Consider the following 12230-nt stretch of genomic DNA (forward strand, 5'->3'; position numbering starts at 1 on the left):
CTGCGCGAATTTTTTTATGGATTTATTTGTCATTTACAGTTAGTATGGCTAGTAGAGACTTTCCAAAAAGAACGAGCTTTTTGGTAATAAGGAGATAAAACGAGCTAATGACCAAAACAAACCAACTTTCAACTTCAACGCCGATGTTCGATCGGTCGGCCTATATTCATATTCCATTTTGTGAGCATATTTGTTATTATTGCGATTTTAACAAGGTCTTTTTAGAAGGACAACCAGTTGATGAATATATTCAGAGTTTATTAAAAGAAATTCAACTTACGCAAGCATTGTATCCAGAACAAGAAATGAAAACCATCTATATTGGCGGAGGCACGCCAACTTCATTATCAGCGAAACAGTTAGATGTGCTACTAAAAGGGGTTCGCGAACAGCTAACGTTTGATGACCGAAATGAATTTACGGTGGAAGCAAACCCTGGTGATTTAACCCAAGAAAAATTACAAGTCATGAAAAACTATGGCGTCAATCGTCTTTCGATGGGCGTTCAGACATTTGATGATCGCTTGCTCAAAAAAATCGGCCGCAAGCACACCGCCGAAGATGTTTATGAAACAATGAAATTTTTAGAGAAAGAAAATTTTACCAATGTCAGTATTGACTTAATCTATGCTTTACCTGGACAAACATTGGAAAGTTTTCGCGATACTTTGACAAGAGCCTTAGCATTGGACTTGCCACACTATTCGCTTTATTCATTAATTCTTGAAAATAAAACAATGTTCATGAACTGGGTTCGTCAAGGACGGTTACAGCTGCCTGAAGAAGAAATCGAAGCACAAATGTTTGACGAAACGATTGAAGCAATGGAGAAAAAAGGACGTCATCAATATGAAGTCAGTAATTTTGCTTTAACAGGAAAAGAAAGCCAGCATAATCTGGCTTATTGGAATAATGACCACTACTATGGATTTGGCGCAGGTGCCAGCGGCTATCTTGGGCAAACTCGTTACAAAAATCACGGTCCAATCCAACATTATTTGAAACCCTTGCGAGAAAATCAATTGCCAATTGTGGAGACTGAAGAATTAACTCGTCTAAATCAAATAGAAGAGGAGTTATTTTTAGGCTTACGTAAAAAAGTAGGCATTTCTAAACAAAAATTCCAACAAAAATTTCATGAACCAATTGAAGCAATTTATGGAGAGGTCATTCAACGCTTAATCAAAGAAGAATTATTAATTGAAGAAGCAGATATCTTACGTTTAACGAAAAAAGGACTATTTGTGGGAAATAATGTTTTTGAAGCATTTTTGTTAAGTGAAAAAGAGTAAAAAAACAAAAAAATCATCGAAGTGTGACAAAGCATTTCGATGATTTTTTTATTACAAAAGTTGGTATTGATGGTTTTTGAAGGTGGTTTGCAGCGATTAGCACTCTTGCGTTAAGAGTGCTAAAAAGTTGCGTATTTCCCTTGACAAAAAGGTAAGGACTTGTTATATTAGTATATGTGGTTAGCACTTAGATGTTAAGAGTGCTAATGAAGGGTGGTAATAACGATGATTACAGAAAGACAACAAAATATCTTGAGACTTATCATCCAAAATTACACGAACACGGGCTTACCTGTCGGTTCTAAGAAATTGATGGAGGATGGCATTGCCTCTAGTTCTGCCACAATTCGTAATGATATGAAAGCATTAGAGGAATACGGCTTATTAGCTAAGACCCATTCTTCTTCAGGGCGAATCCCCTCAATGGCTGGATATCGTTACTACGTGGATCATCTTTTACAACCAACACAAGTAGAAGAGAACGAACTTAGAAGGATTCGTCAATCTTTTGGAAAAGAATTTCATGAGATTAATGATATTATTCGACAATCAGCTGAAATTCTATCAGAATTGACAAGTTATACTGCTTTTTCATTAGGACCTGAAGTGAAAGAACGGAAATTAACCGGCTTTCGAATGGTTCCTTTGAATGATCGGCAAGTCCTTGCTATTATAGTGACAGATAAAGGCAATGTTGAAAACCAAGTGTTTGCCATTCCTGCCGCTGTTTCTAGCCAAGATCTTGAAAAAATGACACAAATCATCAATGATAAGTTGGTTGGACAACCTTTGTTGACCGTTTATCATCGTTTGCGGACGGAGATTCCGATGATTTTACATCGCTATTTCCAAACGCCAGAAGGAATGATGAACTTATTCGATGAGATGTTAGGACATGCCTTTGAAGAAAAAGTCTTTGTCGGTGGTCGCATGAATTTGTTAGATTTTGGCATCAAACAAGATATTGAACAATTGAAATCTGTCTATTCCTTTATGCAAAATTCTGATGAGCTGACGCATTTATTAAATGGTTCTGCAACAACAGAAAATCCAATTGTTTTTCGTATCGGCTCAGAAATTGGCAACAATCTCTTAGAAGATATGAGCATGATCACTGCTACGTATGAAGTATCAGGACATGGCAAAGGAACAATTGCCCTGCTAGGACCAACCAGTATGCCGTATTCAAAAATATTCGGTTTGGTAGACACGTTTCGACATGAGCTAGCTTCACAACTAGGTGACTATTACCGTTTTTTAGGTAATTAAGCAAACCTTGTTAGGATAAGAAGTAGATGCATAAAGAGAAAGGAAGTTGCTGAAGTGAGTAAAAAAGAAGAGAAGCAAGAAGAATTACAAGAAGAAATGGAAGCTGTTGATGCTGCTGGCGTTTCTGAAGTAGAAGTTGAAGCAACAGAGATTGAAAATCTTAAAGCAGAGCTTTCCGAAATGGAAGACAAGTTCTTGCGGGCAAGAGCCGAAATTGCTAATATGAGCAATCGAAATAAAAACGAACGAGAATTATTAGTTCGTTACCGCTCACAAGATTTAGGTAAAAAGATTTTACCATCTATTGATAATTTAGAACGAGCAATGGCTATTGAAGTATCAGATGAACAAGGCGAAAGCTTGAAAAAAGGTATTTCGATGGTGCTAGAAAGTATTACTGTGGCTTTAAAAGAAGAAGGAATTGAAGAAATCCCAGCAATGGGTGAAACCTTTGATCCAAATTTACATCAAGCCGTTCAAACAGTCCCTGCTTCTGAAGAAACCCCAGCAGATACCATTGTTGAAGTTCTACAAAAAGGGTACAAATTACAAGATCGTGTGTTACGACCATCAATGGTCATTGTTGCACAATAACAAACGTTAATTAAAAATATATTATTATAGAAAACTAATACAGATTGGAGATATTCACTATGAGTAAAATTATTGGTATTGACTTAGGAACAACAAACTCAGCTGTCGCAGTACTAGAAGGCGGCGAAGCAAAAATTATTGCAAACCCAGAAGGTAACCGCACAACTCCTTCGGTCGTTTCATTCAAAAACGGTGAAATTCAAGTGGGCGAAGTAGCAAAACGTCAAGCTGTTACAAATCCTAACACGATTTCATCTATTAAACGTCACATGGGTGAAGCTGGGTACAAAGTTGATGTTGAAGGAAAATCATATACACCACAAGAAGTTTCTGCAATGATCTTACAATATTTAAAAGGTTTTGCTGAAGACTATTTAGGTGAAAAAGTTGAAAAAGCAGTTATTACAGTTCCTGCATATTTCAACGATGCGCAACGTCAAGCAACAAAAGATGCTGGTAAAATTGCTGGTTTAGAAGTAGAACGGATCGTTAACGAACCAACAGCAGCAGCTTTAGCTTATGGCTTAGATAAAACAGACAAAGATGAAAAAATTCTTGTCTTTGACCTTGGTGGTGGTACATTCGACGTGTCAATCCTTGAATTAGGCGATGGCGTTTTCGATGTATTATCAACAGCCGGTGATAACAACCTAGGTGGGGATGACTTTGATAATAAAATCATTGACTACATGGTTGCAGAATTTAAAAAAGAAAATGGCATTGACTTAGCTAACGATAAAATGGCGTTACAACGTTTGAAAGATGCTGCTGAAAAAGCGAAAAAAGACTTATCAGGTGTAACAAGCACACAAATCAGCTTGCCATTTATTACTGCTGGCGAAGCAGGACCATTGCACTTAGAAATGAACTTAACTCGTGCAAAATTTGATGAATTAACAAGTGATTTAGTTGAACGTACAAAAGTACCAGTACGTCAAGCCTTGAAAGATGCTGGATTAAATCCTTCTGAAATCGATGAAGTTATTTTAGTTGGTGGTTCAACACGTATTCCAGCTGTAGTTGAAGCTGTTCGCAAAGAAACAAACAAAGAACCAAACAAATCAGTTAACCCTGACGAAGTAGTAGCAATGGGTGCTGCAATCCAAGGTGGCGTAATCACTGGTGATGTTAAAGACGTTGTCTTATTAGACGTAACACCGTTGTCATTAGGGATTGAAACAATGGGTGGCGTATTTACAAAATTAATTGATCGTAACACTACGATTCCAACAAGTAAATCACAAGTCTTCTCAACTGCTGCTGACAATCAACCAGCTGTTGATATTCACGTTTTACAAGGTGAACGTCCAATGGCCGCTGATAATAAAACATTAGGTCGTTTCCAATTAACAGATATTCCTGCGGCTCCTCGTGGTGTGCCACAAATTGAAGTAAGCTTTGACATTGATAAAAACGGGATTGTAAATGTTCGTGCGAAAGACTTAGGCACTCAAAAAGAACAAACAATCACGATTAAATCTTCTTCAGGTTTATCTGATGATGAAATCGAACGTATGGTGAAAGATGCTGAAGCAAACGCTGAAGCAGATAAACAACGTAAAGAAGAAGTTGACTTACGTAACGATGCAGATGCTTTATTATTCACTGTTGATAAAACATTGAAAGAATTAGAAGGCAAAGTAGACGCTGAAGAAGTGAAAAAAGCAGAAGATGCGCGTGATGAATTAAAAGCAGCGATCGAAGCAAACGATATCGAACAAATGAAAGCAAAACGTGATTCATTGAATGAAATCGTCCAAAACTTAACAGTAAAACTTTACGAACAAGCTGCGCAACAACAAGCACAAGAAAATCCTGAAGCTGCCCAAGGTGGCGCTGATGATGTTGTTGATGCTGATTTTGAAGAAGTAAATGGTGATGACAAATAATCAATAACAATTGATTTTAGGGACTGGATCATTAGTACAATGACTAATGTCCCAGTCCCTTGTCTTTTGTGAGAAAATCAACCACAATCAAGTTAGCAAGAAACTATTTAGGTTTTGAAAGAACTGTGGTATGATTACAACGATGTTAAACAAGCTGAAAATACCTATTCACAGCTAGTAACACTGATTCAAGGTGTGACAGATAATCCAACCAGAGAGACCGAAAGCAATCGATGAATTTGGCTGGTTCTAAACACATTGTAAAGTTTGAAGAAAGTTGGAGGGAAGTCAATGGCGACGAAACGAGATTATTATGAAGTGCTAGGATTAGCAAAAGGTGCTTCAGATGATGAAATTAAAAAAGCATACCGCAAACTTTCCAAAAAGTACCATCCAGATATTAACAAAGAAGCCGATGCGGAAGAAAAATTTAAAGAAGTTTCTGAAGCGTATGAAGTATTAAGTGATCCACAGAAAAAAGCGGCCTATGACCAATATGGCCATGCAGGAACTGATCCTAATTACGGTGGCGGCGCTGGTGGCTTTGGCGGTTTCGGTGGCGGCGGATTTAGCAGTAGTGGTTTTGGTGGATTCGAAGATATTTTCGATTCATTCTTTGGCGGCGGCGGTGGTCGTTCTGTTGATCCAAATGCACCAAGACAAGGCGCCGATTTACAATATACAATTCAATTGAAATTTGAAGAAGCTATTTTCGGTGTCGAAAAAGAGATTAAGTACAATCGAGAAGATACTTGTGCAACCTGTGGCGGTAATGGCGCCAAACCAGGCACACACCCAGAAACTTGTCATAAATGTCATGGCTCTGGAACAATCAATGTTGAACGTCAAACGCCATTAGGTCGTATGATGAGTCGTCAAACTTGTGATGTGTGTCATGGTACAGGGAAAGAAATTAAAGAACCATGTCCAACTTGTCATGGCACAGGTCATGAGAAAAAAGCGCATACTGTTAAAGTAAATGTGCCTGCTGGAGTAGAAGACGGCCAACAAATGCGCTTAGCTAACCAAGGAGAAGCGGGTACCAATGGTGGACCATATGGTGATTTATATGTAGTCTTTCGTGTTGAAGATAGTGATATTTTCGATCGAGATGGCGCAGAAATCTACTATGATTTACCAGTAAGTTTCGTCCAAGCGGCTCTAGGGGACGAAGTAACTGTCCCAACTGTTCATGGTGACGTGAAATTAAAAATTCCGGCTGGAACACAAACTGGCACAAACTTCCGCTTAAGAGGCAAAGGTGCGCCACGTTTACGTGGTGGGGGCAATGGTGATCAACACGTGAAAGTGAAATTAATAACACCAAAAAATCTTAATGAAGAACAAAAGGATGCCCTACGAGCTTTTGCAAAAGCTGGCGGACAAAATGTAACTGAACAACAAGAAGAAGGCTTCTTTGATAAAATGAAAGATGCGTTTGGCGGTAAGAAGAAAAAATAAACCAAACGAGTCAGAGACAAAAGCAGTTAGCTCCAAGTGTTCATCACTCTTGAAAGCTAAATTGCAACGAGTAATTGCAGGTGCTGCTTTTGTTCAACTGATTATTTTAAGATTTAGAGAGTGGGACATAAGTCGTTTTGACTTATGTCCTATTTTCGTTTTTTATTTCCAAACATTTTACGAGAATATTTTAAAATTTAGCGTATACTTAATATAAGCAAGTTAGGAGGGCTTATTTATGAAACCATATGTTTATGTAATCAGTGATATTCATGGACAAGCAGATTTGTTTGGTGCCTTACTCACAGACTATGACCCAGTCGAGCATCAGCTAGTTTTAATTGGTGATTTAAACGACCGTGGTCCGCATTCTAAAGCCTGTTTTCTCAAAGGAAAAGAACTTGTCGAGCAACACGACGCTGTTTATTTACGAGGCAATCATGAAGAATATTTTTTGCAGTTTCTTCAAAATCCAGAGGACTGGTTTGCAGGATATGTTCGCAATGGTGGCAAGGAAACAATTGAAAGCCTCTTGCATCCAGGAGCTACTGCAGAATACTCACCAACAGAAATGGCCTTAATGATCCGTAGTCGCTATCCAGAGTTAATTGATTTTTTAACAAAACGACCGCTTTATTTTGAATGGCAGCATTACTTATTTGTGCATGCTGGGGTTGATTTAACGATGGAAGATTGGCGGCAAACAGCACCTAAGGATTTTTTGTGGATTCGCGAACCCTTTCATCAAGGGAAAAATAATACAGGCAAGACCATTGTTTTTGGTCATACCATTACCCCGATGTTACATGGTGATATGCAGACCACGGACCTTTGGCAAAGTGATGGAAAAATTGGGATAGATGGTGGTGCTATTTTTGGCGGCTCTGTACATGGTGTAATTTTTAATGAAACAGGCATTGTCCAAGATATCGAATATCAAAAACGCACCCCTGCGTGGCAACCAGAATTTTGATTCCTTAATCGCACGAATCAGTTACCTCACTTCTATATTTAGAAGCAAAAATATGCTAAAATAGATAAGTATGCATAAGAAAAGAGGTATCTAGTTAATGGCAGAAGCTTATAACGAAGAAGTAGTAGCGCTACTTCAAAAAGAATTGACAACGTATCGTTCAAAACAAATAACAACGGTTTTAACTTTATTAAATGAAGGAAATACAGTTCCTTTTATTGCCCGTTACCGGAAAGAAATGACTGGAAGTTTAGATGAAGTCCAAATCCGTGAAATAGAAGAACGTTATCATTATTTACAAAACTTGAAAAAGCGGAAAGAAGAAGTTCTCCGTTTAATTGAAGAGCAAGGAAAACTAACAAAAGAACTCAAAACAGATATTCAAAAAGCAGTAAAAATGCAACAAGTGGAAGATTTATATCGACCATATAAACAAAAACGTCGGACCAAAGCGACTATCGCGAAAGAAAAAGGGTTGGAACCATTAGCAGATTGGTTGCTCTCTTTACCTGAAAACGCGGATATCTTAGCTAAAGCGGCTACTTTTATTAATGAAGAAAAAGAAGTTGCAACCGCCGAGATAGCCTTGCAAGGTGCTCATGAAATTTTAGCAGAACGTATTAGCGATGAACCAAAATACCGAATATGGTTACGTGATTATATGGTTAAACATGCGCAATACGTTAGCGTAGTTAAGGATGAAGAAAAAGATGAAAAGCGGACCTATGAAATGTATTACGATTTTGCAGAACCAGTTAGCAAAATGGTGCCGCACCGTGTCTTAGCAACGAATCGTGGTGAAAAAGAAGACATTTTAAAGGTTTCCCTTGTCGCTGATGAAACAAAAATTAATGATTATTTTCAACGTCAACTAATCGGCAAGCAAGCAACAAGCTTAGCTGCTCCATACATTGAGGCTGCTTATTTAGATAGCTATAAACGATTTATTGGACCAGCGATTGAACGGGAGATTCGCAATGAATTAACAGAAAAAGCTGATGAACAAGCGATTGCAATTTTCGGTGAAAATTTACGTAATTTATTATTACAGTCACCACTTAAAGGAAAAGTTGTTCTAGGATTTGACCCGGCTTATCGGACAGGTTGTAAATTAGCAGTTGTCGATGAAACGGGTAAAGTTTTAGCAATTCAAGTGATTTATCCACATAAACCAGCGACTGCTGCGAAACGTGAAGCCGCTGGTCCAGCCTTTAAAAAAATCATTGAAGACTATCAAGTGGACATGGTAGCTATTGGAAACGGAACGGCAAGTCGTGAATCTGAATTGTTTGTGGCAGAGCAATTAAAAGCGGTGAAGCGTGACGTCTTTTACGTGATTGTTAATGAAGCAGGGGCTTCCGTTTACTCTGCGAGTGAAGTGGCTCGTAAAGAGTTTCCTGATTTACAAGTCGAAGAACGAAGTGCGGTCAGCATTGCACGTCGTTTACAAGATCCGCTGGCAGAATTAGTAAAAATTGATCCCAAAGCAGTCGGAGTTGGTCAATATCAGCATGACGTATCGCAAAAACGTCTTGCCGAGCAATTGGATTTTGTTGTGGAAACTGCAGTAAACCAAGTTGGTGTTGATGTGAATACAGCGAGTGCTCAACTTTTACAACATATTTCTGGCTTAAATAAAACAACGGCGCAAAACTTAGTCACTTATCGTGATGAAAATGGTGTCTTCACAGCACGAAATCAAGTAAAAAAAGTACCTCGTTTAGGACCAAAAGCATTTGAACAAGCAATTGGCTTTTTACGAATTCCTAATGGCAAAAATGTGTTAGATAACACTGGCATTCACCCAGAAAGTTATCCAGTAGCACAAGCAATTTTAGAAAAAGCAGAGATTGCTTCTAAAGAATTAGGGACAGCAGAAGCTATCGAAAAATTGAAACAGTTACCAGTGAATCAATTAGCTACTGAGTTAGAAGTTGGTTCAGAAACACTCACAGATATTATTGCTAGTTTAATCCAACCAGGTCGTGATATGCGCGATGAGATGTCTGCACCACTTTTACGTAAAGACGTGTTGACAATGGAAGATTTGAAACCAGGAATGGAAATGCAAGGGACTGTTCGAAACGTAATTGACTTTGGCGCGTTTGTCGATATTGGTGTGAAGCAAGATGGCTTAGTCCACATTTCTAAGTTAAGTACTAAATTTGTTAAGCACCCAACGGATGTCGTTGCGGTGGGGGATGTAGTCACAGTTTGGGTAGAAGATGTTGACTTGAAAAAGGGGCGTATTAGTTTAACTATGTTGCCTCGGGCTGATAGAAAAGAGTAGCAATGAAAGAGTCTCAACCAGTCTTGATGACAGATCAAGCGCTTCAAACGCTAGTGGAAAAAATTTCAATCGTATTTTTTCAGAAACCTTTTCTGCATCAAGCTACATTTAATCGGCGGTTAAAAACTACGGGCGGTCGCTATCATTTAGCTTCGCATCACCTGGATTTTAATCCAACTGTTTTTTTAAAGTATGGACAAGAGGAACTGGAAAAAGTCATTAAGCATGAGTTATGTCACTATCATTTACATTTAGCTGGCAAAGGCTATCAGCATAAAGATAAGGACTTTAAAGAGTTATTGGCTAAGACTGGCGGTGCCCGTTACGCACCGCCTCTAGTAGAACGGAAAAAAGCAGTTTTCCATCAGTACCAATGTCAGTCTTGTGGAGAAGTCATCCTCAGAAAACGACGAATTGATACGACACGATATGTCTGCGGAAAATGTCATGGGCGTTTGTCCTGGCAAGCGAAAAAAGAACAAATCTAACAATTCTGGTCTTTGTTATCTTGACAAAGACCAGTAATTATTTTAGGATAAATAAGTGCTCTTAAAATGCAGATGTGTTGGAATTGGCAGACAAGCATGATTGAGGGTCATGTGGACAGATGTCCGTGTGGGTTCGAGTCCCATCATCTGCATCAACTAGTATAACAAGAGGTCGGGACAGAAGTGTTTAACTCCGAGAAATAAGAAGGAGTTGCTTCTGTTCCCGCCGTTTATCAGTTTTTGAGCGTGGAGCAAAAATCCAAAGTGATTTTTGTCCCACGCTCTTGTTTATTACGGAAAAACCATCAATTTTTTATTAAATTCTGATATTTATTATTGCTTTTTCATTATAGTTGGCGTAACTTTAGAGTATAAATTTGTGAAGCGAGGGAGTCCGTGTGAGAAATTTTAAAAAATCCGATAAATTAAATAACGTAAGTTACGATGTCCGTGGTCCTGTTTTAGAAGAAGCAGAACGCATGCAAGAAGAGGGCATACGTATTTTGAAATTAAATACAGGGAATCCAGCGCCATTTGGTTTTGATGCCCCAAATGAAATTGTGCGCGACATGATTGTAAATGTTCGCGATTCAGAAGGTTATTCCGATTCAAAAGGTATTTTTTCTGCAAGAAAAGCGATTGAACAATATTGCCAATTAAAAAAATTTCCTAATGTAACGATTAATGATATTTACACTGGTAATGGCGTGAGTGAACTAATTACCATGTGTATGCAAGGCTTGTTAAATAACGGCGATGAAGTACTTGTGCCAATGCCAGACTATCCTTTATGGACTGCATCTGTTTCTTTGGCGGGCGGTACGCCCGTTCATTATATTTGTGATGAGCAAGCAGAATGGTATCCAGACATTGATGATATAAAATCAAAAATAACTTCGAATACAAAAGCAATCGTTATTATAAATCCAAATAATCCGACTGGTGCTTTATATCCGAAAGAGTTATTACTAGAAATTGTCGAAGTGGCACGTCAAAATGATTTAATTATTTACTCCGATGAAATTTATGATCGTTTGGTCATGGACGGTTTGGTTCATGTACCGATTGCTACATTAGCACCTGATTTATTTGTCGTAACATTGAATGGTTTGTCAAAATCACATCGAGTGGCAGGCTTCCGATGCGGTTGGATGGTGTTAAGTGGAGATAAATCACGAGTAAAAGGGTATATCGAAGGGCTAAATATGCTTGCTTCCATGCGGTTATGCTCGAATGTGTTGTCACAACAAATCATTCAAACCGCATTAGGCGGCTATCAAAGTGTCGATGATTTACTTTTACCAGGTGGCAGAATTTACGAACAACGAGAATTTATTTACAATGCGATAAATGATATTCCTGGTTTATCAGCCGTGAAGCCTAAAGCAGCTTTCTATATTTTCCCGAAAATTGATACGGCCAAATTTGACATTTATGATGATGAAAAATTTGTTTTAGATTTCTTACACAAACATCATATTTTATTAGTCCATGGTGGTGGGTTCAACTGGCAACAACCAGATCACTTCCGTATTGTTTATTTACCGAAGATGGAAGACTTAAAAACTACAGCAGATAAAATGCGTGAATTTTTAAGTACCTACAAACAAAAATAAAAGAACTACCAAAAAATAGCCTCTAACGAAGCTATTTTTTGGTAGTTCTTGTTTTATCAACAATACTATTCTGCGGTTTCACATGCTTTTTTACTAATAATCATTCGGTTGGTATATTTTTCTTCCATATCAGGACTAGGATTTGCTACTACGATGAGATAAGAATTTTCATACTCCTTCTCCACAAAGCCTGAATAATTTGTTTTTTCCCAAATGAAGTGAACCTTTTTCTCTTCGGCCATACAATAACACTCCTTTTTAATAAAAATGAACCTATTTATTTTCTAAGAAAACCTTAGATAATGTTCTTGCAGTATATTATGCAATAAAGTACAATAAAAGCATAATGCGAATTCGC

11 protein-coding genes and 1 tRNA gene are annotated in these 12230 nt (G+C 38.0%); 11 read left to right on the forward strand and 1 reads right to left on the reverse strand.

Features of this window, described 5'->3' with window-relative positions:
* Nucleotides 1-143 precede the first annotated feature (143 nt).
* The 11 genes from hemW (at nucleotide 144) to IGM04_RS05625 (ending at nucleotide 11872) form a co-directional block, all read left to right on the forward strand.
* The gene (gene hemW / locus IGM04_RS05575) at nucleotides 144-1292 is read left to right on the forward strand and encodes a radical SAM family heme chaperone HemW (RefSeq protein WP_164978377.1); all 1149 of its coding nucleotides are present in this window, start codon (nucleotides 144-146) and stop codon (nucleotides 1290-1292) included.
* A 225-nt stretch (nucleotides 1293-1517) separates the two neighbouring features.
* Complete coding sequence (gene hrcA, locus IGM04_RS05580; RefSeq protein WP_002357828.1) at nucleotides 1518-2561, forward strand: heat-inducible transcriptional repressor HrcA; 1044 nt, start codon at nucleotides 1518-1520, stop codon at nucleotides 2559-2561.
* A 54-nt stretch (nucleotides 2562-2615) separates the two neighbouring features.
* On the forward strand, nucleotides 2616-3155 hold the full coding sequence (grpE, locus tag IGM04_RS05585) for a nucleotide exchange factor GrpE (RefSeq protein WP_002357827.1): 540 nt from the start codon (nucleotides 2616-2618) through the stop codon (nucleotides 3153-3155).
* Nucleotides 3156-3214: 59 nt separating this feature from the next.
* The gene (gene dnaK / locus IGM04_RS05590; protein WP_002357825.1) at nucleotides 3215-5044 is read left to right on the forward strand and encodes a molecular chaperone DnaK; all 1830 of its coding nucleotides are present in this window, start codon (nucleotides 3215-3217) and stop codon (nucleotides 5042-5044) included.
* A gap of 114 nt (nucleotides 5045-5158) precedes the next feature.
* Nucleotides 5159-5281, forward strand: coding sequence for a hypothetical protein (locus IGM04_RS05595; protein ID WP_002357824.1), 123 nt, complete (start codon nucleotides 5159-5161; stop codon nucleotides 5279-5281).
* A gap of 54 nt (nucleotides 5282-5335) precedes the next feature.
* Complete coding sequence (gene dnaJ, locus IGM04_RS05600; protein ID WP_002357822.1) at nucleotides 5336-6505, forward strand: molecular chaperone DnaJ; 1170 nt, start codon at nucleotides 5336-5338, stop codon at nucleotides 6503-6505.
* A 238-nt stretch (nucleotides 6506-6743) separates the two neighbouring features.
* Nucleotides 6744-7478, forward strand: a complete 735-nt coding sequence (locus IGM04_RS05605; RefSeq protein ID WP_086317818.1) for a metallophosphoesterase family protein — start codon at nucleotides 6744-6746, stop codon at nucleotides 7476-7478.
* A 97-nt stretch (nucleotides 7479-7575) separates the two neighbouring features.
* Nucleotides 7576-9768: a Tex family protein gene (locus IGM04_RS05610; protein ID WP_002382246.1), complete on the forward strand. Its 2193-nt coding sequence runs from the start codon at nucleotides 7576-7578 to the stop codon at nucleotides 9766-9768.
* 26 nt (nucleotides 9769-9794) lie between these two features.
* Nucleotides 9795-10256: a SprT family protein gene (locus tag IGM04_RS05615; protein ID WP_002365561.1), complete on the forward strand. Its 462-nt coding sequence runs from the start codon at nucleotides 9795-9797 to the stop codon at nucleotides 10254-10256.
* A 68-nt stretch (nucleotides 10257-10324) separates the two neighbouring features.
* A tRNA-Leu gene (locus tag IGM04_RS05620) sits at nucleotides 10325-10408 on the forward strand.
* Nucleotides 10409-10654: 246 nt separating this feature from the next.
* Entirely contained in the window at nucleotides 10655-11872 is a 1218-nt protein-coding gene (locus IGM04_RS05625; protein WP_002357817.1) for a pyridoxal phosphate-dependent aminotransferase, read from the forward strand.
* Nucleotides 11873-11937: 65 nt separating this feature from the next.
* Here IGM04_RS05625 and IGM04_RS05630 read toward each other — a convergent pair whose 3' ends face one another.
* Nucleotides 11938-12114 (reverse strand): hypothetical protein, encoded by a 177-nt coding sequence (locus IGM04_RS05630; RefSeq protein WP_002357816.1) that lies wholly within the window; start codon nucleotides 12112-12114, stop codon nucleotides 11938-11940.
* Nucleotides 12115-12230 lie beyond the last annotated feature (116 nt).

It is taken from the genome of Enterococcus sp. DIV2385, from assembly GCF_051711925.1.
In the GTDB taxonomy this organism is placed as follows: Bacteria; Bacillota; Bacilli; order Lactobacillales; family Enterococcaceae; genus Enterococcus; species Enterococcus faecalis.

Bases quoted from the DNA above. Each gene is read 5' to 3' on its own strand.
- dnaK (WP_002357825.1), top strand. From the start codon at position 3,215: ATGAGTAAAATTATTGGTATTGACTTAGGAACAACAAACTCAGCTGTC.
- IGM04_RS05605 (WP_086317818.1), top strand. From the start codon at position 6,744: ATGAAACCATATGTTTATGTAATCAGTGATATTCATGGACAAGCAGAT.
- IGM04_RS05615 (WP_002365561.1), top strand. From the start codon at position 9,795: ATGACAGATCAAGCGCTTCAAACGCTAGTGGAAAAAATTTCAATCGTA.
- IGM04_RS05630 (WP_002357816.1), bottom strand. From the start codon at position 12,114: ATGGCCGAAGAGAAAAAGGTTCACTTCATTTGGGAAAAAACAAATTAT.
- hemW (WP_164978377.1), top strand. From the start codon at position 144: ATGTTCGATCGGTCGGCCTATATTCATATTCCATTTTGTGAGCATATT.
- hrcA (WP_002357828.1), top strand. From the start codon at position 1,518: ATGATTACAGAAAGACAACAAAATATCTTGAGACTTATCATCCAAAAT.
- IGM04_RS05610 (WP_002382246.1), top strand. From the start codon at position 7,576: ATGGCAGAAGCTTATAACGAAGAAGTAGTAGCGCTACTTCAAAAAGAA.
- dnaJ (WP_002357822.1), top strand. From the start codon at position 5,336: ATGGCGACGAAACGAGATTATTATGAAGTGCTAGGATTAGCAAAAGGT.